Below are 22,977 nucleotides of genomic sequence, written 5' to 3' on the forward strand. Positions count from 1 at the left end.
TTTATTTATCCTTCATACTCATCAAGCAGTTGTTCGACAAGCTGTCTGTTTTTCACACCCGTAGTCGCACCGACGCTAAGCACCGAGATAGCTGCCGTGGCATTGGCAAACAGCGCGCAGTCACGCAGCGATTTATCTTCCAGCAGACCGCAGATAAAGCCGGAGGCAAAGTTATCCCCGGCCCCAATGGTGTCGATGGCGGTAATCCCTTTCACAGCGGGCACTTCAAGGCATGTCTCACCGTTCTTAATAAAACAGCCCTTCTTGCCCGTCTTGATCACCACCGTTTTGACGCCGCAAGCGAGAAAGCTGTCGGCAATACCGTCCAGCGACGTCTCACCGGTGAGCAGCTTCGCCTCTTCATAGTTGGGGAAGAGGAAATCTACGTAACTTAAGGCCTCGCGGATATCGTCCAGCGTCTCGCCCAGCCGCGGTTTGATCATGTCGGCACAGATAAGCAACTGGTGTGCTTTGGCGCGGATGAAAATCTCTTTTAGCGCTTTGCCATTCAGCAGCGGACTGTTAAAGATGCTCGCCAGCGACAGTAATTTCGCCTCGGCAAAGCGGCTGAAATCCACATGCTCCAGCGCCAGCTTCCACAAACTGCCGTTGCGATTCGTCACAAAGGTCCGTTCACCATCGCTGGTCACCAGTCCAACATTGATCGAGGTATCCACCCCCTCGTCCATGCGCAGACTGTGAATATCGATGTTCTCCTGACGGCAGCGTTCGAGGATGAAATGCCCTGCCGCATCATTACCGATGCGGCTATTAAGGGCGGTTTTATGCCCGAGGCGAGAAATGATCATCGCCTCGTTGATGGCATCGCCGCCGGTGGTCATCGCAATGCGCTCCAGCGGATAAGAATCAACATCGAAAATGTTCTTACTCACCGGTTGCAATGGGATGTCGACAATCGCGGCCCCCACGCAGATCACATCTATTTTGCCCATGTTGCTACTCCGCCTTACCGTCCGAACCAAACAGACGGATTTTCTCCAGCGCACGTTCTTTAACGGCTTTACGCACTTCGCGCTCCAGATGCAGGAACGGCTCATGCTGGTATTCTTTTACCGCCACCATCGCCGCCTGGCACAGCTCGGTATGGATATTGATTTTGGCGATGCCGAGTGCGATGGCTTTTTTAATGTCGGCATCGCTGATCCCGGACGCGCCATGTAAAACCAGCGGGACCGATACGGCTTCACGGACGCGACGGATAACCTCAAAGTTAAGCTGCGGCGCGGATGTATAGACGCCGTGCTGATTGCCAATCGCTACTGCCAGCGAGTCACACCCGGTGCGCGCAACAAACTCCGCGGCCTGGTCCGGGTCAGTATAGTGATAATCCGCCAGCGCCTCTTCGTAGACCGTTTCGTTGCCGACATGCCCCAGTTCCGCCTCAACCGGAATACCCAGAGGATGGAAGAAATCCACGGCCTCTTTAGTCAGACGGATATTCTCTTCAAAGTCGAATGCCGATGCATCGCGCATTAAAGAATTCATTCCGTGCTGCCAGGCATTGTGAATAATCTCCATGCTGCGGCCATGGTCCCAGTGGGTAATAACCGGAACCGTGGCTTGTTTCGCCATGGAGACCATCATATGAGAGAAATCTTCAAACGATGTATTGCCTACAAAACCTGTACCAAAAGAAATAATGACTGGAGATTTTGTCTCCTCCGCTGCATCAATAACGCCCATCAACATTTCCGCATTCCAGACATTAAAATGCGCAATTGCATAATGATTTTCTTGCGCATGATTTTCCCAGAATCTGATATCTGCCAGCATGAATAACACCTCATTAATGAATTAAGCTAAGACTTTAATAACGCCTTTAATAATTTCGCGTTTGTTATTTACGGATTCGTCGAATGCGCGCTGCACATCGTCATAATCGTAAATATGGGTGACCATCGATTTCACATCAAATTTCCCGGAGGAGATGGCCTCAATAGTTAATGGATAGCGGTTGGCATAACGGAATACCGTTTGAATACTGACCTCGCGATTAATTTTCAGGAAATTAATCGCAGAGTCGCCCGGAACGGTACCGACAATCATAATTTTGCCACCACGCATCACCAGATAAGGTGCCTGTTTTACGGTGATCGCAGACCCGGCAGTTTCAAAAACGATATCCGCGCCCATCTCACCAATACGTTCGGCACAGCAGACCACCGTGTCCTCTTTCGCGCCGTTAATCACCGCGCTGGCGCCTAGTTTTTCCGCCATCGCCAGTCGTTTTTCCAGCACGTCAACCACCACAATTTGCGTGGCGCCCAGATAGCGGCAAGCCTGCAAGGTCATTAAGCCGATACAGCCCGCGCCGAGAATGACAATCTTTTTGCCGGGCTTCACGTCAGCCAGCATCGCGGCATGAATGCCCACCGCGGCAGGCTCGACCAGCGCACCTTCCATGGTGTCCATATTTTCCGGCAGCTTGTAGGTAAAGCTTTCAGGGTGACAGAGGTAATATGTCAGTGCACCGCGATAATTTGGCTGGGTCGCCATAAAGTCGACATCAGGACAAATATTATATTTGCCTTCCAGGCAGTAGCGACATTTTCCGCAGGGTACTCCGGGCTCAATATTCACTTTATCGCCCGGTTTGAATTTTTTAACATTACGGCCAATGGCCACTACGGTTCCCGCGCACTCATGGCCAAGGCCAATTTCCTGATTCGGATCTTTCGGTGGAATAAAAGGGCCAGACTCAAAACCGTGAACATCTGAACCACAAATACCGACATATTCCACTTTAATTAATACTTCATCATTCTTTGGCACCGGCATATTCGCTGGCAGAATTGTCATTGTGCCAGGTGTTTTTAAAATTGCCTTAGAGTTTTGCATACACATTCCTTTCGAAGACGCATTATTTGGTGGTAACGGCATCCATCCCAATACTTTCGACAGATGCTCCTTTTGTTTCGATACCAATGGTCGCAATAGCTGCCGCAACGATAATGGCCACGACACTCAGCAGAATAAAGACACCGGTGACGCCATAATTACTGAGCAGAACAGCCACGGCATAAGGTGCAGCAATACCGCTGATGCGACCGACCGCATTCGCCAGGCCCGAGCCGCGTAATTTCGCTTCGGTTGGCCATATTTCGGGCACGTAGACTGCAGAGGCATAGCAAACATACATATAAACAAAAGTAATCAGGAAAAAGCCGCAAACGGTAATCATCAGCATATTGGTCTGCAGCGAATAGAAATAACCCAGCGCAGCAATAAACAGCAGTAACCCAACACCCATTGTTTTGCGTGGAATTTTATCCATCACCATCATGGCGATAAAGATGCCAAAGGGTGCGCCAAACATGCTCATGGTATTCAGCACGATGGAATCTTTAAGGTTAATCCCCTGCGACATAAAGATGGTCGGCAGCCAGTTAATTAGCGTGTACTGCACCACGTTCATGGCGATTAAGACAAAGGATCCCAGAACCACTCGTTTAAGCAACACTCCTTTCAGCAGCGATGAATAAGGCACCACGGCAGGCAGGCTTTTACTCTCAGTAGGTGTCACCACGCTCAGTGCCTTGCCGGTTTGCAGACTGACTTTACGTTCGATCTCCGACATGATGGCTTCGGCTGCCGCATAGCGTCCACGCGACTCCAGCCAGCGCGGAGACTCCGGGAAATAACGCCAGGCAAGCCAGGTGGCAATAAGCGAGAGCACGCTCGGAATAATCAGCTGTACTCGCCAGTTCCACTCTGCGCTGACCAGCGTCGTCAGCCCCATCGCTATTAATGAACACAGTGGATATGACCAGTTGCCAATAAAGGAGACGCGACTCGACCAGGTTCCACGGCTGCGCCCCGGCATATACTCGGTGTATCCAGCAAACAGCGTCACCAGCAGTGCACCCAGACCAAATCCCATCACCAGACGGCAGGCAATCAGGAATGTCATATCCGGAGAGAGCGCACCGGCAATCATTGATACAATATGAATAATTTCATAAAGGATAATGGCTTTCTTACGACCAATTTTATCGCCAATGATGCCGCCAATTAATGCCCCGGCAAACATACCCGCCGTGGTAATAGCAGAAAAGGTTGCGGTCGTTGAATTATCCGTCCATCCCAGATCTTTTAACTGTGCCAGGATTAATCCACCAACGGCGTTACTCCAGCAAACCAATAATCCGAAAGCCACCATTCCAAACATAGTATAATGCCAGTGGCAATCCGGAAGGCGGTCGAGTCTTGCCCCACAATTGGGTTTTTCAATTGTGTTTCCCATAAGATATTCCTCACGAAATAAAGCATTAATTTTTGTATTCGTGTATTCCGTCCGCGATGTCCTGTTTTATTATTTCCTTCAATATTTAAAGTAAATGACAAGATCGCATTGGCGGTGCTAATAACAAGGCGCGGTCCTTATCAATCAAAGTCGTAGGTCATGATGACTTTGATTGCCGTTTTATCGACCATCGCGTCAAAGCCTATTTCCCACTCTGACAGTCCAATACGGTGGGTGATCATCGGTTTCACCTGAATAGCGCCGGAGGCCAGCAGGCGAATGGCGTTGCGCCAGGAGGTGGAGTCATAGGCCATGTGTCCGATGATGCTTTTGTTCCACGCCGTGATGTCGTTAATCGAAAAATCGAGCGGTTTGAAACCCATACCAACGCGCACCACTTCCCCATTCGGACGCAGCATTTCGATGGACTGTTTCAGCGCGATATTGGCTCCTGAGCACTCAATCACCAGCCCGAGGTTATCTTTGCCGCAGATCTCCTGGCAACGGGCAACAACGTCTTCTTTCGAACCATTGACCACCGCCGTTGCGCCGAGCTCTCTGGCAACCGGGAAACGGACTTCAACATCTTCATCCAGCCCGACGACCACAATGTTGACCGCCCCCATAATGCGCGCCATCTGGACAGAAAAGAGGCCCAATGGCCCGGTACCGATGACCACCACGTCCTGGCCTGGTAAGAAATTGGATTGCTGGGCGATAGATTTGTAGGCATTACAGATAGGATCGAGAACTGCCGCTTCTTCGTAGTCGATGCCTTCCGGGATCTCCCACAGTGCACGACGATGGATTTTCAGGATCTCACCGGGCACCAGACAATATTTCGAAAAACCGCCGCCCCAGGTGTTGTTATCAAGGCCAAGGTTTACTTTTTCTGTACAACACAGAAAATCACCTTGTTCACAGGCCGGGCACACGCCACAGACGTGACCGCTGTTATCGGACACCACGCGCTGGCCGACTTTCCAGTCCTTCACATTCGCCCCGGTTTTACAAATGCGTCCGGCAAATTCATGTCCGCGGACTGAGTTAAAAACATCAGAGCCGCTGTCGACTTTGTAATGCTTCATATCCGCACCGCAAATAGCTGCGGCCTTGATTTCAATCACAACATCATCCGGACCGCACTCAGGTTCAGGTACGTCAATCATCTTGTAACCGCCAAATGCCTTGCCGAAACGCGCTAATGCTTTCATCGCTTGCTCCTCAGTGATTTCATTTGTTTCAGTGAGGCTATTATTCGCGCCATCCATTTTTGAAGTCAACTCAATATCTGCTAAACACAGATTTTATTCTGTATTTCACAACGAAGATCACAAATGAGAACACGCACAATCGACAAAATCATTTAAAATCAAAAACTTAATAAAAAGAGGTTACTTTGTGGGAAAAACAGATTTTTGCAATCAGGACATCAAGAGGAAGTAAAGCATGAAAAGGAGGGTAAAACGGGAAGGAGAGAAAACTGGGCGAAGCGCTGTGGCCTCGCCGCTCATCGGGGAAGTTATTGCATTTTCAGCGTCGCAATTGGCTTAGGCGCAATGCCAAAGTCTTCTTTCAGTTGCTGCTTGCTCTTCATCACCATCTGTCCCTGGGTGTCGATGGTCATATGCTGCGCGTCGGTGTTATGGCGGGCCTGCCATAACATAACCAGTTGCAGGCTGTTCTCTTTTTGTTCCGGTGTCAGTGCAACACCATCCGGCCACTTACCCAATTCGACAGCCGTTACCAGACGTTGATAGATGTCCGGTGTCATACTGTTAATGACTTGTTCGAAATCCATGCTAAATTAACTCCACTGGAATAATAGCTGAATCGATTCCTCACCCCAGAGTCCGATCGCCGTTTTCATCATCGGTAAAACTCAACGAGGCAGAATTCACGCAATAACGTTCACCGGTCGGTTGTGGACCATCCGGGAAAACATGTCCCAGATGCGCGTCACAATTACCGCAACGAATTTCAACACGCTGCATACCGTGCGAGTAATCGTTTATATAGCGAATGGACTCTTCACTTACTGGCTCAAAAAAGCTCGGCCAGCCGCAGCCTGAATCATACTTGGTCTGCGAATGAAACAGGGGAGCGTCGCAAACCAGACAGTGATACACGCCTTCACGTTTGTTGTGTAAAAGACGGCCGGTGAAAGGCGGCTCGGTACCGTGATCCTGTGTCACGTAGAACTGCATCTCCGTCAGATTTTTTTTCAGGTCATCCTGAGAGGATTTCGTCGTCATAAGCTCACATCTCGCGGTAAGAATTCGTACAACTTCACTTCAATTCTAACAAAACATTAACAATGAAGTGATAACTTTTGATCTAAACTTACTTGCTGCGAATCCCCGGGCGGGTAATTGTGATCACTCTCACATTTTTATCCTGTATGACCTTTAAAATTCGGGGCGGCGTCCCCATATGGGGAGCATGCTCATAGGAAGAGTGAGACGAGTCAGTCGAACAAAGGTTATGCGGAGGATTGATTTGTCGCAATGATTGACACGATTCCGCTTGACGCTGCGTAAGGTTTTTGTAATTTTACAGCCAACCTTTTATTCACTAACAAATAGCTGGTGGAATATATGACTATCAAAGTAGGTATCAACGGTTTTGGCCGTATCGGTCGCATTGTTTTCCGTGCTGCTCAGGAACGTTCTGACATCGAAATCGTTGGTATCAACGATCTGTTAGACGCAGAATACATGGCTTACATGCTGAAATATGACTCTACTCACGGCCGTTTCAACGGTACCGTAGAAGTCAAAGACGGCCATCTGGTTGTTAACGGCAAAACCATCCGTGTTACTGCTGAAAAAGATCCGGCTAACCTGAAATGGAACGAAATCGGTGTTGACGTTGTAGCAGAAGCTACCGGTATCTTCCTGACCGACGAAACCGCGCGTAAACACATCACTGCTGGCGCGAAAAAAGTTGTTCTGACTGGTCCTTCCAAAGACAACACCCCGATGTTTGTTAAAGGCGCTAACTTTGACAAATACGAAGGCCAGGACATCGTTTCTAACGCATCCTGCACCACCAACTGCCTGGCGCCGCTGGCAAAAGTTATCAACGACAACTTCGGCATCATCGAAGGTCTGATGACCACTGTTCACGCGACCACTGCAACTCAGAAAACCGTTGATGGCCCGTCTCATAAAGACTGGCGCGGCGGTCGTGGCGCATCCCAGAACATCATCCCGTCCTCTACCGGTGCAGCTAAAGCTGTAGGTAAAGTACTGCCAGAACTGAATGGCAAACTGACTGGTATGGCGTTCCGCGTTCCGACTCCGAACGTATCTGTTGTTGACCTGACCGTTCGTCTGGAAAAAGCAGCGTCTTACGAAGAAATCAAGAAAGCAATCAAAGCGGCTTCTGAAGGCGAAATGAAAGGCGTTCTGGGTTACACCGAAGACGACGTTGTATCTACCGATTTCAACGGCGAAGTTTGCACTTCCGTGTTCGATGCTAAAGCAGGTATCGCACTGAACGACAACTTCGTGAAACTGGTATCCTGGTACGACAACGAAACCGGTTACTCCAACAAAGTTCTGGACCTGATCGCTCACATCTCCAAATAAGTTGAGATGAGACATTGATCTATAAAGGCGACTTCGGTCGCCTTTTTTTATGTTTCGCGTCATCCTGAAAGCTGCTTCCTTACTGGCGCTGCTCTCGGATGCTGGCCATAGAATTCTCTGTGCTCCCGGCTCTTCTCAGACTTGCCGTCCCGATGCAGCTTTCATGATTTTGTGTCTCGCTAAACGAAGGATTGCACCATGATAAACAAAATTTTTGCTCTCCCGGTTGTTGAACAAATTTCCTCCGCCCTCTCTCGCCGCCTGATGGACGAATTGGACGTTATCGTTATCGATCACCCACAAGTTAAAGCCTCTTTTGCTCTGCAGGGCGCACATCTGCTCTCCTGGAAACCGCAGGGTGAAAACGAAGCGCTGTGGTTGAGCGGCAACACGCCGTTTAAAAACGGCGTGGCGCTGCGCGGCGGCGTACCGATCTGCTGGCCATGGTTTGGTCCGGCTACACAGCAGGGTCTGCCTGCTCACGGCTTCGCCCGTAACCTGGCATGGACACTGAAAGCGCATAATGAAGATGATAAAGGGGTTGTGCTGACATTTGAGCTGCACAGCAGCGAAGCGTCCCGCCAATACTGGCCGCATGATTTCACGCTGTTTGCCCGCTATAAATTGGGTAAAACCTGCGAAATCGAACTGGAAGCGCACGGTGATTTCGAAACCACCTCAGCATTGCATACCTATTTCAACGTCGGCGATATCCATGCGGTGAAAGTCAGCGGTCTGGGCGATCGTTTCATTGATAAAGTGAACAACGCGCAAGAAGATGCACTGACCGATGGCGTACAGACATTCCCGGATCGTACCGATCGCGTCTATCTGAATCCGGAAGCCTGCAGCGTGATTCATGACAGTGCGCTGAACCGCACCATTGAAGTGATCCATCACCATCATACTAACGTTGTCGCATGGAACCCGGGTCCGGCGCTCTCCGCCAGCATGACCGACATGCCGGATGATGGTTATAAAACATTTGTTTGTGTTGAATCAGCCTGCGCGACCGCGCCGCAAAAAACCACCGAAGAAAAACCGTCTCGCCTGGCGCAGACGATCCGCGTGGTTAAACGCTGATTGTGATAGCCCGGGTAAGCCGTGTTCCCGGGCTCTCCCCGACTTATTCGGGCAACAGCATCCGCATCTTATACACTTATGCGCGACGCGCTACACCACATCCAGGGGTGTTTTACGCCCCGGTGCCGGAAACGCGTTATCCAACCGCGCCAGATCTTCTGCGCTCAGCGTAATGTTCAACGCAGCGGCATTTTCCTGGGCATGCGCCACAGTGCCCGCTTTTGGAATAGCCATCACCCCCTCGTGACTAATAACCCAGGCCAGCAGAATTTGTGCTGCGGTCGCGTTATGGGCGCGAGCAATATCCGTTACTACGCTGTTATTGAGCAATCCGTCCCGTAGTCGCCCGGCCTGCGCCAGTGGGCAGTAGGCCATCACTGGCATCTGTTGTTGCTGGCACCAGGGCAGAAGGTCATATTCGATACCGCGCGACCCCAGATGATAGAGAACCTGATCGGTCACGCAGGCTTTACCACCCTGCACCTGCCAGAGTTCCTGCATATCGGCATAATCGAGGTTCGACACACCCCAGCGGCGAATTTTGCCCTGCGCAACGAGAGTCTCCATCACTTCCACCGTTTCAGCCAGCGAAAAATTTCCCCGCCAGTGCAGCAGATAGAGATCGAGATAATCGCTTTTCAGACGGCGCAGACTCGCCTCACAAGCCGCAATTGCTTTTTTACCGCCGGCATTCCACGGATACACTTTCGACACCAGATAGACTTTGTCGCGTAATCCTCCCTGCAGTGCATCACCGACCACCTCTTCTGCACCGCCATCTGCATACATTTCCGCCGTATCGATAAGCGTAAGCCCGGCATCAATGCCCGCCCGTAGTGCATCCACCTCTTTACTGCGCTGGCGGTCATTCTCGCCCATATACCAGGTACCCTGACCAATAGCAGGCAGTGTCACCTCGCCCGCGAAGACCACATTTCTCTCTGCCATATCATCCTCCTGCGCCAAATGCACCACCGTAAAGCAAAACAGGGCCAATGGCCCTGTTTTAATGCACAGATTGCACTATAAAAAAGCACAATCAGAAACGATACGTTACCCCTGCCGATAATAATCCGGCCCAGGATTTGTCCACCATCGGACTGTCTTTAATTTCATCAGACAGGTGGGTGTAACGGCCCGTGCCGTAAACGCTCCAGTTGTCGTTCAGACGATAGCTGGCGGTAAGTTCCAGATAAGGGCTCCAGCTATTGTCCGGATCATAGCTATTAAGGCCGCTGCGGCGTGACTCTTCACGCGAGACGCCATAATAGTACTCGTTTTGATTGTCGCTGCTCCATTCAACCCCGATACCCGGCGTCAGCGTCAGACCACCATTGGTATACCGATACAGCCAGGCCAGATCCCATGTCACACCATTACTGTTGTCCAGCACATCACCGGCCAGTGACGTACGCAGGAAACCGTATTCGGTGTTATGAATATACGAAAGCCCCGCTACTGCGGTTGACTTACGTTTATTCAACTGACGCAGTTGATTATTGTCACTGTCACCCGGCTTAAAGCTCCAGGGCGAATATGCGGCAAAGATGGAGAGTTGGTCGGCCTGATCATTCCACAGGTAGTAGCCGCCGCCTAAACCGCGGAACCAGAAGTCATCACTTTCATAGGTGATAACCGGGATCGGATAGGTTTTATTGTCGTACTGTTTATACGGAGTCTCTACAACGCCCACGCCCGCACCCAGGGAGAAGTTGCTTTCGGCATTGGCAGTAAAAGTAGAAGAAGCGATCAGCACGCCCAGTGCCAGGAGTTTGAGTTTCATCACAGTCCATTAATTCCTGTAGTCAATAATCGGCGGAGTGAAGTTTAACCGTCCAGAACAGTCTACCCAAATTTTTTTACTTAACCATTACAAAACTAAACCCTATAGCCTGTGGTCTGTATATGACAGGGGGCTTACTGTTTTATGAAGCCGCCGTGATTTGAGAGTGGAAGGCTTATCACAAAAGAAAGCATTTATGGATGAGTTATTGATATGTCATTGAAATTAGTTTTAGGCGGCATGCAAGTTTTGCAAATGCCATCTACGCTTAAATTAAGAAGATGATTTAACGAACCCGCATATTGTTAATAACATGCAACCTGGCATGAGGGTTGCTGTATGACTCTTAGCGTCGTTCAGTTAACGCTTCCGGGAGCCTCTACTATTCATATGAACGGCTCTTTACCTGTGCTAAAAAACGAAAGGACGGCATGCCATGAATATATTCGATCACTACCGCCAGCGCTATGAAGCTGCCAAGGACGAAGAGTTCACACTGCAGGAATTTCTTACCATCTGTCGGCAAGACCGCAGTGCCTACGCTAACGCGGCAGAAAGGCTACTGATGGCCATTGGTGAGCCAGTGATGGTGGATACTGCCCAGGAGCCACGGCTTTCCCGTCTCTTTTCGAACCGGGTTATCGGACGCTACCCGGCGTTTGAAGAGTTCTATGGCATGGAAGAAGCAATCGAGCAAATTGTATCTTATCTCAAACACGCCGCCCAGGGGCTGGAAGAGAAGAAACAGATCCTTTATCTGCTCGGTCCGGTCGGTGGCGGTAAATCCTCGCTTGCCGAACGCCTTAAATCTTTAATGCAGCGGGTACCGATTTACGTGCTGAGTGCCAATGGTGAACGCAGCCCGGTAAACGACCATCCGTTGTGTTTGTTCAATCCGCAGGAAGACGCGCAGATTCTGGAAAAGGAATATAACGTTCCGCGCCGTTACCTCGGTACCATCATGTCGCCGTGGGCGGCTAAACGCCTGCATGATTTCGGCGGTGACATCAGCAAATTCCGCGTGGTCAAAGTCTGGCCATCTGTACTTGAACAAATCGCCATCGCGAAAACAGAACCGGGCGATGAGAACAACCAGGACATCTCTGCTCTGGTGGGTAAAGTGGACATCCGTAAACTGGAAAACCACGCACAAAACGATCCCGATGCCTATGGCTACTCCGGCGCACTGTGCCGCGCGAACCAGGGCATCATGGAATTCGTTGAGATGTTCAAAGCGCCTATTAAAGTTCTGCACCCATTGCTGACCGCGACCCAGGAAGGCAACTACAACGGGACCGAAGGGATTTCCGCCCTGCCCTTTAACGGCATCATCCTTGCGCACTCAAACGAATCAGAGTGGGTCACTTTCCGTAATAACAAAAACAATGAGGCGTTCCTTGACCGTGTCTATATCGTCAAAGTGCCTTATTGCTTGCGGATCTCCGAAGAGATCAAAATTTACGAAAAACTGCTTAACCACAGTGAGCTGACCCATGCGCCATGCGCCCCGGGTACGCTGGAAACGCTGGCCCGCTTCTCGATTTTGTCGCGCCTGAAAGAGCCGGAAAACTCCAGCATCTACTCGAAAATGCGTGTCTACGACGGTGAAAGCCTGAAAGATACGGACCCGAAAGCGAAGTCCTATCAGGAGTATCGCGATTACGCCGGGGTGGATGAAGGGATGAACGGTTTGTCGACGCGTTTTGCCTTTAAGATCCTCTCCCGTGTGTTTAACTTCGATCATGCCGAGGTCGCCGCTAACCCAGTACATCTCTTTTATGTACTGGAACAGCAGATTGAACGTGAGCAATTCCCGCAAGAGCTGGCAGAGCGTTATCTGGAATTTCTCAAAGGCTACCTGATCCCGAAATATGCCGAATTTATTGGCAAAGAGATCCAGACGGCCTACCTGGAATCCTATTCTGAATACGGACAGAATATTTTCGATCGTTATGTCACGTATGCAGACTTCTGGATTCAGGATCAGGAATACCGCGATCCGGATACCGGTCAGTTGTTTGACCGTGAATCGCTGAATGCGGAACTGGAAAAAATTGAAAAACCGGCTGGGATCAGTAACCCGAAAGATTTTCGTAATGAGATTGTCAACTTCGTGCTGCGTGCCCGCGCTAACAATAGCGGCCGTAACCCGAACTGGACCAGCTACGAAAAACTGCGCACGGTTATCGAGAAAAAAATGTTCTCGAATACCGAAGAGTTGCTGCCTGTTATTTCGTTTAACGCCAAAACCTCAACCGACGAACAGAAAAAACACGATGACTTTGTCGATCGTATGATGGAGAAAGGATATACCCGCAAACAGGTTCGCCTGCTGTGTGAATGGTATCTGCGTGTACGTAAATCATCATAATGCCAAAATGGCCCGGCAGCGCAGCGCTGACCGGGCCTGAACAATCTGTGCGTATCCTCGTTTTTCGCGACGCAGGCAGGTGGCAAGCGGGCGGTTCGTGACATACTGACAGGGTCAGTACGTTGTGGAGCGAAAGCAGCCAATACCGACGGCACGAAGTACAATGGATAGAGTTGGCAAATGCAGTACGGGAGGGACTTATGACCTGGTTCATAGACCGGCGTCTTAACGGTAAAAACAAGAGCACGGTTAACCGCCAGCGATTTTTACGCCGTTATAAAGCGCAAATAAAACAGTCGATCTCCGAGGCCATCAATAAACGCTCGGTCACCGACGTGGAGAATGGTGAGTCCGTCTCCATCCCGAACGAGGACATCAGCGAACCGATGTTTCATCAGGGACGCGGCGGTCTGCGCCATCGCGTCCATCCGGGTAACGACCATTTTGTGCAAAACGACCGCATCGAGCGTCCTCAGGGAGGTGGTGGCGGTGGTGGCAGCGGTCAGGGCGAAGCCAGCGCTGACGGCGAAGGCCAGGATGAATTCGTTTTCCAGATTTCAAAAGATGAATATCTCGATCTGCTGTTCGAGGATTTGGCGCTGCCAAACCTGAAAAAGAACCAGCAGCGTCAGCTCAATGAATTTAAGACTCACCGAGCCGGCTACACGGCAAACGGTGTTCCCGCCAATATTAGCGTCGTGCGTTCACTACAAAACTCGCTGGCGCGACGTACCGCGATGACAGCAGGCAAGCGTCGTCAGCTACGTGAACTCGAAAGTGATCTGGACATTGTCGCCAAAAGCGAACCGGCCCAGTTGCTTGAAGAGGAGCGTCTGCGTAAGGAAATTGCCGAACTGCGCGCGAAAATCGAACGTGTCCCCTTTATCGACACCTTCGATTTACGCTACAAAAATTATGAAAAACGCCCGGAGCCTTCAAGCCAGGCGGTAATGTTTTGTCTGATGGACGTATCCGGTTCAATGGATCAGTCGACAAAAGACATGGCGAAACGCTTTTATATCCTGCTCTATCTGTTCCTGAGCAGAACCTATAAAAACGTAGAAGTAGTCTATATCCGTCACCACACCCAGGCGAAAGAGGTTGATGAGCATGAGTTTTTCTACTCGCAGGAGACCGGCGGTACCATTGTCTCCAGCGCGCTGAAACTAATGGATGAAGTGGTCAAAGAACGATATGACCCGGCGCAGTGGAACATCTATGCGGCACAGGCATCGGATGGTGATAACTGGGCCGATGACTCACCGCTATGTCATGAAATTCTGGCGAAGAAAATCCTGCCCGTGGTGCGTTACTACAGCTATATCGAGATAACACGCCGCGCGCACCAGACGCTGTGGCGCGAATATGAACATCTGCAGACGATGTTTGATAATTTCGCAATCCAGCATATCCGCGATCAGGAAGACATCTACCCGGTGTTCCGCGAGCTTTTCCACAAACAAAACGCCAGCTCCAACTAAACATAGTAAAAGCCAGTGCTCTGCGCGCTGGCTTTTTCTCCTCGGCGCAAACGCGCAAATTACGGTACAAAAATGCAGCTATTTGCCCCCTTGCATCGTGGCAAATATGGCATATTACTTCCCAGACAAACTCGATTCTTACTTCGTTCCTTGCGAACGTCGTTTTTTCAACAGTACACATAAAAGCGTTTGTAAAGTGCTAGTACTTTCAAGCCGCCAATTTTGAGGCGGCTTTTTTATTTTCATCTTCGGGTAACTGCATTACTCTTGATTTTTATTACGTTTCTCCAGGAGTGATGATGTCAGAGATTGCCAGCCAAAATATCCATCAACATCTTATTGAAACCCTTGATAATTCTCAGGCGCGCTACCGCATCGTCGAGCATGAAGCATCCGGTAAATGTGAAGCCGTGAGTGAAATTCGAGGTACAGCGCTGGGCCAGGGAGCGAAAGCGCTGGTGTGTAAAATCAAAGGCAATGGCGTGAAAATGCATGTGCTGGCGATCCTTGCCGCTGACCTGCAGGCTGATTTAGCAAGGTTGGCCTCTTTTTTTGGCGGCAGTAAAGCCTCGCTGGCAAGCCCCGCCGAAGTCGAAACATTAACAGCTTGCGTATTTGGTGCGATCCCGCCGTTCAGCTTCCATCCCGAACTTAAACTGGTTGCCGACCCGCTACTTTTTACGCGTTATGAAGATATAGCCTTCAACGCCGGACTGCTGGAAAAGTCGATAATTCTCAACACGAAAGATTATTTGCGCATTGCTCGTCCTGAACTGGTGAATTTTCATCGCGAGGGTTAGCTGTCATGCGGGCTCGCTGCCTGTATGCTTACGGCCAGCCCGCTTTTTCCAGCGCAAGAACAGAAACCACCAGTACCACCATGATGGCGATAAATGACGACGCGATGATAACGCCATCTGTCAGCACAAAATCATTCATTTTCAACCTGCCTCTTTTTAGCCCGGTTTCCTTATTCATAATGTTACCGGGTGACAATTCGATGACAGTTTCGGGTTATTCAAATGAATATTCTGACGCTGAAACGATTCCTGCCGCCTGCTTACCAATACGTTATAAATGCAGTGCTAAATAACGTTTTTCATTGCATGCCCATCAAATTGTTACCGGTATCACGAAAAGCAGTTTCCATAATTCCGATGACAAATCTCGCAATTGTTATAAATACAATCTTGCAACACTCTTATTCTGTAGCGCACTTCTGAAATAACCTTACAAACCCAGGTGAATACAATGAATTTAACGATCACCCGTAAAGAGAAAATCAGTTATGGACTCGGTGATATGGCCAGCCATGTCGGGCTGGATAATGTCATTATATTTCTGACGTTTTATTACACCGACGTTGTTGGATTACCCGCCGCGTTTGTTGGCACCATGTTTTTGCTGGCCCGTACCGCCGATGCCATTATTGACCCGGCAATGGGTTATCTTGCCGACCGGACAAATTCACGTTGGGGTAAATTCCGCCCGTGGATGCTGTGGCTGGCTTTGCCCTTTGGCATCAGTTGCCTGCTAACCTACGCCGTGCCTGAATCTTTAACCCTGACCAGTAAAATGGTGTTCGCGACGATTACCTATACCTTTATGATGTTGATGTATACGGCGATCAATATCCCTTACTGTTCAATGGGTGCGGTCATTACTCCCAATAATGAAGATCGTATTTCACTACAATCGTATCGCTTCTTTTTAGCTACCCTCGGCGGTGCGATGTCGACATTCTTTATGATGCCGCTGGCGCAATATCTCGGCGGTGACGATAAATTATCCGGCTATCGCTGGGCAATGGCCATAATGGCCAGTGCCGCCGTCGTCATGTTCTGGATCTGCTTTGCTAATACCCGCGAACGCATTAAAGCGCCTGCCACGCACAATAATTATCTCGGCGAATTACGCGATTTATTACGAAACGACCAGTGGCGCGTAGTCTCTGTGCTGGTCATTACCAATATCGGCTTTGGGGTTATTCGCCTTGGCGCGATGATGTATTTCGTCACTTATTATCTGGGCAGCGCCAGCTATTTTATGTGGATGCTGGGGGCACATATTCTGGGTAAAGCAGCAGGCAGCGCGCTGGCAAAACGCCTGACCCGCAACTTTAGCAAAGTACAAATGTTCGGTTACTGTGCTGTCCTCGCCGGTGTACTGAGCATCGCCCTCTTCTTCGCGCCGAAATCAATATACGTGCTGGTGCCACTGACTTTCGTGGTATCTACCCTCTACCAGGCCACCACCACGCTGATGTGGGTCATGATGGCGGATGTCGCCGACTACGGGGAATGGTTGCAGGGTAAACGCATGGACGGCGTGATTTTCTCGACCTTTCTCGCCGTGCTCAAACTCGGCATGGCCATCAGCGGCGCCATTGTCGGCTGGACGTTAGGGCTGAGCGGCTATGTCGCCAATGCGCCAGAACAGACATCGGTTGCAATGTACTGCATTGTTGCCCTCTTCACCGTGGTGCCGGGGCTGCTGTCGCTGGCCGCTTTTGCCACCCTGCGCTGGTACAAACTCGACGATAACACCATGAAATCTATCAATCTTGCCCGTCATAGTCTCTCGTAAAAAGGACCTGTTATTCATGAGCGAACTTATCCAACACCCGGACAGTATTGAATGGCGCTTTGAGCGTCAGATCCTGCGCGTTGAAGCCTGGGGAGAGCACAGCCTGCGCGTGCGTGCCACCTGCGCCCCGGCCTTTAGCGACAATCTGCACGCCCTGTTGCCACCGCAGACCTGTCAGCCACAGATAACCGCGGGCGCGGAACAGCTTACGCTGCGCAACGGTAACATCACCGCGGTGCTTAATCTGAAAGGCCAACTGGCGTTTTACAACCAGCGTGGCGAATTGTTGCTTGAGGAGATGTGGCGGCAACGTTCAACCGTCGGTATCGGTGCCAGTGAAAAAAGCCAGGACAAATATATCAGCGCCCTGAAACTTGATGGCCGTGAATTTAAACCGCTGCCCGGCGGCAAGTATCAGTTGACCGTTCGTTTTGAATCGCGCCCGGATGAACGTGTTTACGGCATGGGGCAATATCAGCAGCCATGGCTGGATCTGAAAGGCTGTGCGCTGGAGCTGGCGCAGCGCAATTCACAGGCCAGCGTCCCTTTTATGCAATCGAGCCTCGGCTATGGTCTTTTATGGAACAACCCGGCGATTGGTGAAGCCAACTTCGCCAAAAACCAGACCACCTGGCTTGCTCGCGTCACTCAGGAGATGGATTACTGGATCACCGCCGCTGACAGTGTTCAGCAGCTTACCCGTCAGTACGCCACAGCCACCGGAACGCCGCCGCCTGCCCCGGCATTCACCAGCGGCTTATGGCAATGCAAACTGCGCTATCGCACCCAGCAGGAGGTACTGGAGGTCGCCCGTGAGTACCGCCGTCGTCATCTGCCGCTCTCGGTGATGGTCATCGATTTCTTCCACTGGCCGAATCAGGGCACCTGGTGTTTTGATCCCATCGACTGGCCAGATCCGAAGGCGATGGTGGATGAGCTGAAATCGATGGGCATTGAGCTGATGGTTTCCGTCTGGCCAACGGTGGAAGCGCGCAGCCCACTCTTTCCGGTGATGAAAGCCAAAGGTTTACTGGTCACCAGCGAGCGCGGCGTGCAGGTTAATCTCGATTTTATGGGCAACACCACCTTCTTTGACGCCACCCACCCGCAGGCGCGTGAATTTGTCTGGGAGACAGTGAAGAAAAACTATTACGATCTGGGCATTAAGTTGTTCTGGCTGGATGAAGCCGAACCGGAGTATCGCGCCTACGATTTTGACAACTACCGCTACCACGCCGGGCCTGTACTGGAGGTGGGGAACCAATATCCAAGGGATTTCGCCCAGGGTTTTTATGAAGGTCTGCAAGCCTGCGGTGAGCGCGATATCGTTAACCTGGTACGCTGCTCCTGGGCGGGTAGCCAGCGTTTTGGTGTGCTGGCCTGGTCCGGTGATGTGCATTCATCGTTCCATGCATTTCGTAACCAGCTCGCCGCCGGGTTAAATATGGGACTGGCGGGCATCCCCTGGTGGACGACCGATATTGGCGGTTTCCAGGGCGGAAATGTTAACGACCCGGCTTTCCACGAACTGTTGATCCGCTGGTTCCAGTGGGCGGTTTTTTGCCCGGTACTGCGTATGCACGGCTACCGTGAACCGCAAATCCAGCCGCCGGAAAGCTACCGTAACGGCATCCCGCAATGCAACAGTGGTTCGCCTAATGAGCTGTGGAGCTACGGCGAAGAGAACTATGCCATCATGCGACACTGGCTGTCCGTGCGTGAAAAACTGCGCCCTTATGTGGATGCGCTGTTCGCTAATGCCCACCAGTATGGCGATCCGCTGATGCGCCCGCTGTTCTGGCACTACCCGGATGAGCCACAAAGCTGGCAGGTGGAAGACCAGTATCTGTTTGGCGAGGATATTCTGGTGGCGCCTGTTCTGCATGCGGGGCAACGCCAACGTGAAGTCTGGTTGCCAGGCCATCATGGCTGGCTGGATCTGAATGGAGAGCGCTATCAGGGCCAGCAGCGAATGACCGTCAATGCCGGGCTGGAGACGATACCGGTCTTTATGCGTGAAGGGAGCAACGCGGCCGCTCTTTTGTCCGGTATTTAAGGCAAACGCCTGAAAACGTGTGTTTCGTTATAAAAAGCCTGCTTAACAATGCGCATCCGCGTAAGGTAATGTAAGCAGGCTTATTTTTTCATTGGCAAGGAACGAAACACTCTCCATGTTTGATACCACTCTCTTTATCCTTATTGGCCTTGTGGCACTGAGCTTCTTTAGCCACAACACCACCGTCGCCGTTGCCGTTATGGTGTTGATCATAATTCGCATTACGCCGCTCAATGCTTACTTTCCGTGGGTCGAAAAGCAGGGTTTGACGCTCGGTATTGTCATTCTGACCATTGGCGTTATGGCGCCCATCGCCAGCGGATCATTGCCACCATCAACGCTGATTAGCTCTTTTCTGAACTGGAAATCGCTGATAGCCATCGCTGTGGGGGTTTTTGTCTCCTGGCTGGGGGGCCGTGGGGTGACACTGATGAGCGCGCAGCCCTCGCTGGTCGCAGGGCTTCTGGTGGGCACCGTACTGGGTGTGGCCCTGTTCCGGGGAGTGCCGGTAGGGCCACTGATTGCGGCAGGTCTGGTTTCGCTGTTAATTGGTCGGCAGTAAATGCCGCCTCTGCCAGCGTTTAACCCCAAGCTCCAGTAAAGTACACAGCAGGTAATAGACCAGACCGGTGAAGATAAACAGGGCCGCCGGGTAAACCTGTACCCGGTTATTCACCTGCCCGGCCACCGTGGTCAGCTCCGGCACATTGACGATAAACGCCAGTGAGGTGTCTTTCAGCAGAGCAATAAGCAACCCCACGTAAGACGGAATGGCATTACGTAACGCCTGTGGCAGCAGCACCAGGCGCAGAATGTCCAGGCTGCCAAACCCACCGCTTATCGCCGCCTCATATTGCCCCTTCGGTAATGCGTTAAGCGCCGCCAGCGTCGAGTACATGACCGAGGCCGAGGTAAACCACGCCAGCGCCAGGGTGACGGTAACCGCCCCCGGCAAGTCAGCGCCAGTGAGCCACGGCAGCAAAAACCACAGCCAGAAGATGACAAAAATCAGCGGGATCCCACGAATCAACTCTGCCCACAGAAAGAGCAGCTTGCGCGGCCAGCCTGCAAAACGCCACGCGCAGCAGGCGAGCAACACGCCGCCGGGGAATGCCAGCACCGCCGCCCCCAGGGTCATCAGTACCGATAACAGCACGCCGCCCGGTTCGCCCTGTGCGGCACGGCCCAGCAGCAGATAACCGAGGTTATCAGTAATCACGGTAAGATTATCGATCACGGTGTGCCTCCTTGCGGACCATTGCCCGCCATCCGCGCGGCAGGTTAAACAGCAGGCTCATGACCAGCCCCAGCGCCAGATACAGCACACTTCCTACCGTAAAGGCTTCCAATGCGTGGGCGTTAAAGCTTTCAATTTGCCGGGTCTGGTAGGTTAGCTCCGCAAAACCGATGCCGGTCGCCAGCGATGAGAGCTTCATCAGGTTCAGATACTGCCCCACCACTGGCTGCCAGGCGTTCTCCAGCCCCTGCGGCAGAAGTACCCAGCGAAACAGCGCCAGATCGCTAAAGCCCTGCGATTTTGCCGCTTCAATTTGCCCACGCGGAACGGCATGCAGCCCGGCCTGAATCTCTTCAACCAGAAATGCCGCCGTAAATAACCCAAGCGCCCACGCCGAAGAGAGAAATTCCGGGGTAAACCACCAGACATCTCCCGGCAAAATACTAAAGGGGTGGTCATCGTTGACGTACTGACGAAATGCCAGAGGCAACAGGTTCCATGCGGCGAAATACCAGAACAGCAGTTGCACCAGTAGCGGCGTATTGCGAAACAGCGAAACCCACCCCGCCACTACCGCTCGTCCCACCTTGCCACCTGCCAGACGCAGGGCCAGCAGAAACACCGTCATGGCGGTCGCAAGGATAATCCCCACCACCGTGACCCAGATGGTGGTCAGAAAGCCAGACGTGAGCCATTGCGCGGGTTGGCCGGTAAAGACGCCCGCCCAGTCGAGATGAATCCCCATTACAGCTCCTTGCCGTCAGCATGGAGCGGATTGAGCACTTTTTGCAGGAAGCGCCGGGCGCGCGGATGCTGCGGCGCGGTGAAAAACGCCTCCGGTGCGGCCTGTTCGAGGATTTCCCCTCCGTCGATAAATATCACCCGGTCAGCAATTTCGCGGGCAAATTGTATCTCGTGGGTCACGACAATCAAGGTGATCCCGCTGTGGGCCAGCGATTTCATCACCTGCAAAACTTCGCCAATCATCTCCGGGTCGAGCGCCGATGTCGGTTCATCAAACAGGATGATATGCGGCCCTGCCGCCAGGGTACGGGCGATGGCCACCCGCTGTTGCTGGCCGCCGGAAAGCTGCGCCGGATAGTGGCTGGCTTTGTCGCTCAACCCAACACGTTCCAGCAGGTCCAGAGCGATTTTTTTCGCGTCTGCTGCCGACTTGCCATGAATGCGGGTTAACGCCAGGGTGATATTGTCCAGCGCGTTCAGATGCGCATAGAGGTTAAATTGCTGGAACACGAAACCGACCTGACGGCGCAGGTTGCGCAATTCGCGCCCCTTAAGCTGACTGGTGGGTTTGCCGTCCACCAGAATCTCGCCGCTGGTCAGGGTTTCCAGTTGGTTGATAAGACGGATCAGCGTCGATTTGCCAGAACCGGAAGGCCCGCATACGGCAATGACTTCCCCTGCCGCAACCTGCAAATCAATCGCGTTCAACACGCGATGGTCACCATAGCTTTTGCTCGCCTGGCGAAACTCCACCGTTCCTTTTTGCACGGGAAAAGCCTCCGTGGCTTGCGCCACGGAGGTAGAAAAGAGACCTGCCAACATATTACTTCGCTTCTATTTTAAAACTGCGTGGAGCCGGGGCTTTGGTTTGCGGACCAAACCAGACGTCGTAGATTTTTGCGGCTTCACCGCTCTGCTCCAGTTTCACCAGTTCATCATTCACTGCTTTGAGCAGCGCGGTTTCGCCTTTGGTGACACCCACGCCAATCTCCTCTTTAGAAAGCAAGTCTGGCAGGATTTTGAATTTGGCTTTATCCGGCGCTTCCGCCAGCAGGCCCGCCAGGATGGTGCTGTCCTGCGTAATCGCCTGTACGTTGCCGTTACGCAGCGCGGTCAGCGCCAGTGGGATATCGTCATAGGCCAGCACGCGGGATTGCGGGAAACGCTGATGCAGCGCCTGCTCGCCAGTGGTGCCTTTTACCGCACCGATACGCGCTTTGCTGTAACTATCCAGTTTGTCGGACGCGCTGGCAGGGACCAGAAACTGCTGGCCGGTCACGAAATACGGCGTGGAGAAATCAATAACCTGTGCGCGTTCCGGGGTAATGGTGATATCAGCGACAATCAGATCCACTTTACCGGACTGCAACAGCGGAATACGATTCGCCGGGTTGGTAGCTACCAGTTCCAGCTTCACGCCGAGGCTTTTCGCCAGCGCTTTGGCGAAATCCACGTCGTAGCCGACAATTTCGTGGCTCTGCGGGTCGATGGCGCCAAACGGCGGGTTCGCGTCAAAGGTCGCCACTTTGACCACACCTGCGGCTTTAATATCGGCCAGTTTGTCTGCGTGAGCGGCAAATGAGAAAGTTGAAAGCAATGCCAGTGCGGTAAGCGCACCGATTTTTTTAGAAGATGTGGTTGCCATGCTAATCCTTACGCCCTGTTATTAGTAAAATTTCAGGGCTAAAGTCACATAACCGTAATCATCAGACAAATATCAAAAAGTGCATTTATTATCTAAAAAAGTTATTAAAAACGGCTTCGCCATATGAATCACTT

Annotated in this window: 22 protein-coding genes; 8 read left to right on the forward strand and 14 right to left on the reverse strand. The window is 51.7% G+C overall.

Annotated features, from left to right (window positions below; translation table 11 throughout):
• Positions 1-5 precede the first annotated feature (5 nt).
• The 7 genes from IP582_RS15235 to msrB all read right to left on the reverse strand — a co-directional run bounded on the left by IP582_RS15235 (position 6) and on the right by msrB (position 6,519).
• Positions 6-953: a carbohydrate kinase family protein gene (locus tag IP582_RS15235; RefSeq protein WP_193793700.1), complete on the reverse strand. Its 948-nt coding sequence runs from the start codon at positions 951-953 to the stop codon at positions 6-8.
• A 4-nt stretch (positions 954-957) separates the two neighbouring features.
• Positions 958-1,794, reverse strand: a complete 837-nt coding sequence (locus IP582_RS15240; protein ID WP_071195403.1) for a ketose-bisphosphate aldolase — start codon at positions 1,792-1,794, stop codon at positions 958-960.
• 21 nt (positions 1,795-1,815) lie between these two features.
• On the reverse strand, positions 1,816-2,859 hold the full coding sequence (locus IP582_RS15245) for an NAD(P)-dependent alcohol dehydrogenase (protein ID WP_193793701.1): 1,044 nt from the start codon (positions 2,857-2,859) through the stop codon (positions 1,816-1,818).
• A gap of 22 nt (positions 2,860-2,881) precedes the next feature.
• Entirely contained in the window at positions 2,882-4,264 is a 1,383-nt protein-coding gene (locus tag IP582_RS15250) for an MFS transporter (RefSeq protein ID WP_071195405.1), read from the reverse strand.
• 140 nt (positions 4,265-4,404) lie between these two features.
• Positions 4,405-5,478, reverse strand: coding sequence for a zinc-binding dehydrogenase (locus IP582_RS15255; protein ID WP_193793702.1), 1,074 nt, complete (start codon positions 5,476-5,478; stop codon positions 4,405-4,407).
• Between the two features lie 308 nt (positions 5,479-5,786).
• Entirely contained in the window at positions 5,787-6,065 is a 279-nt protein-coding gene (locus IP582_RS15260; protein ID WP_193793703.1) for a YeaC family protein, read from the reverse strand.
• 40 nt (positions 6,066-6,105) lie between these two features.
• Positions 6,106-6,519, reverse strand: coding sequence for a peptide-methionine (R)-S-oxide reductase MsrB (msrB, locus tag IP582_RS15265; RefSeq protein WP_041851660.1), 414 nt, complete (start codon positions 6,517-6,519; stop codon positions 6,106-6,108).
• Between the two features lie 342 nt (positions 6,520-6,861).
• Here msrB and gapA point away from each other — a divergent pair, with 342 nt between their 5' ends.
• Both gapA and IP582_RS15275 read left to right on the forward strand, forming a co-directional pair.
• On the forward strand, positions 6,862-7,857 hold the full coding sequence (gapA, locus tag IP582_RS15270; RefSeq protein WP_193793704.1) for a glyceraldehyde-3-phosphate dehydrogenase: 996 nt from the start codon (positions 6,862-6,864) through the stop codon (positions 7,855-7,857).
• Between the two features lie 198 nt (positions 7,858-8,055).
• The gene (locus IP582_RS15275) at positions 8,056-8,940 is read left to right on the forward strand and encodes a D-hexose-6-phosphate mutarotase (protein ID WP_193793705.1); all 885 of its coding nucleotides are present in this window, start codon (positions 8,056-8,058) and stop codon (positions 8,938-8,940) included.
• A gap of 90 nt (positions 8,941-9,030) precedes the next feature.
• On the opposite strand, the gene IP582_RS15280 is transcribed toward IP582_RS15275, so the two are convergent.
• Both IP582_RS15280 and IP582_RS15285 read right to left on the reverse strand, forming a co-directional pair.
• On the reverse strand, positions 9,031-9,888 hold the full coding sequence (locus tag IP582_RS15280; RefSeq protein ID WP_193793706.1) for an aldo/keto reductase: 858 nt from the start codon (positions 9,886-9,888) through the stop codon (positions 9,031-9,033).
• A 91-nt stretch (positions 9,889-9,979) separates the two neighbouring features.
• Positions 9,980-10,726, reverse strand: a complete 747-nt coding sequence (locus tag IP582_RS15285; protein WP_193793707.1) for a MipA/OmpV family protein — start codon at positions 10,724-10,726, stop codon at positions 9,980-9,982.
• A gap of 433 nt (positions 10,727-11,159) precedes the next feature.
• On the opposite strand from IP582_RS15285, the gene yeaG reads away from it, so the two are divergent.
• The 3 genes from yeaG to IP582_RS15300 all read left to right on the forward strand — a co-directional run bounded on the left by yeaG (position 11,160) and on the right by IP582_RS15300 (position 15,375).
• Positions 11,160-13,094, forward strand: coding sequence for a protein kinase YeaG (gene yeaG, locus IP582_RS15290; RefSeq protein ID WP_041851665.1), 1,935 nt, complete (start codon positions 11,160-11,162; stop codon positions 13,092-13,094).
• 200 nt (positions 13,095-13,294) lie between these two features.
• On the forward strand, positions 13,295-14,575 hold the full coding sequence (locus tag IP582_RS15295) for a YeaH/YhbH family protein (RefSeq protein WP_041851666.1): 1,281 nt from the start codon (positions 13,295-13,297) through the stop codon (positions 14,573-14,575).
• A gap of 299 nt (positions 14,576-14,874) precedes the next feature.
• On the forward strand, positions 14,875-15,375 hold the full coding sequence (locus IP582_RS15300; protein ID WP_041851667.1) for a YbaK/prolyl-tRNA synthetase associated domain-containing protein: 501 nt from the start codon (positions 14,875-14,877) through the stop codon (positions 15,373-15,375).
• A gap of 28 nt (positions 15,376-15,403) precedes the next feature.
• On the opposite strand, the gene yoaI is transcribed toward IP582_RS15300, so the two are convergent.
• Complete coding sequence (gene yoaI / locus IP582_RS25510) at positions 15,404-15,514, reverse strand: small membrane protein YoaI (RefSeq protein ID WP_304489328.1); 111 nt, start codon at positions 15,512-15,514, stop codon at positions 15,404-15,406.
• A 312-nt stretch (positions 15,515-15,826) separates the two neighbouring features.
• Between yoaI and IP582_RS15305 the strand changes: the two genes are divergently transcribed.
• The 3 genes from IP582_RS15305 (at position 15,827) to IP582_RS15315 (ending at position 19,779) form a co-directional block, all read left to right on the forward strand.
• The gene (locus IP582_RS15305) at positions 15,827-17,161 is read left to right on the forward strand and encodes a glycoside-pentoside-hexuronide (GPH):cation symporter (RefSeq protein ID WP_193793708.1); all 1,335 of its coding nucleotides are present in this window, start codon (positions 15,827-15,829) and stop codon (positions 17,159-17,161) included.
• A gap of 16 nt (positions 17,162-17,177) precedes the next feature.
• Entirely contained in the window at positions 17,178-19,217 is a 2,040-nt protein-coding gene (locus IP582_RS15310; RefSeq protein WP_193793709.1) for a glycoside hydrolase family 31 protein, read from the forward strand.
• 115 nt (positions 19,218-19,332) lie between these two features.
• Complete coding sequence (locus tag IP582_RS15315; protein ID WP_041851670.1) at positions 19,333-19,779, forward strand: DUF441 domain-containing protein; 447 nt, start codon at positions 19,333-19,335, stop codon at positions 19,777-19,779.
• Here IP582_RS15315 and IP582_RS15320 read toward each other — a convergent pair.
• From IP582_RS15320 to IP582_RS15335, 4 genes are read right to left on the reverse strand one after another with little or no spacing between them, the layout of a single operon-like run.
• Positions 19,762-20,454 carry an amino acid ABC transporter permease gene (locus tag IP582_RS15320; RefSeq protein ID WP_041851671.1) on the reverse strand — a complete coding sequence of 231 codons (693 nt, stop codon included), beginning with the start codon at positions 20,452-20,454 and terminating at the stop codon, positions 19,762-19,764. The two genes, IP582_RS15315 and IP582_RS15320, sit on opposite strands and share 18 nt — an antisense overlap.
• Positions 20,444-21,199 carry an amino acid ABC transporter permease gene (locus IP582_RS15325; protein ID WP_193793710.1) on the reverse strand — a complete coding sequence of 252 codons (756 nt, stop codon included), beginning with the start codon at positions 21,197-21,199 and terminating at the stop codon, positions 20,444-20,446. Before IP582_RS15325 ends, IP582_RS15320 begins: the two co-directional genes overlap by 11 nt.
• Positions 21,199-22,020, reverse strand: a complete 822-nt coding sequence (locus IP582_RS15330) for an amino acid ABC transporter ATP-binding protein (protein ID WP_193793711.1) — start codon at positions 22,018-22,020, stop codon at positions 21,199-21,201. The genes IP582_RS15325 and IP582_RS15330 overlap by 1 nt, the downstream gene beginning before the upstream one ends.
• Before the next feature lies 1 nt (position 22,021).
• Entirely contained in the window at positions 22,022-22,843 is an 822-nt protein-coding gene (locus IP582_RS15335; protein ID WP_041851674.1) for an ABC transporter substrate-binding protein, read from the reverse strand.
• Positions 22,844-22,977: the final 134 nt, after the last annotated feature.

Source organism: Citrobacter sp. BDA59-3 (assembly GCF_015167655.1).
Classification (GTDB): Bacteria; Pseudomonadota; Gammaproteobacteria; order Enterobacterales; family Enterobacteriaceae; genus Phytobacter; species Phytobacter diazotrophicus.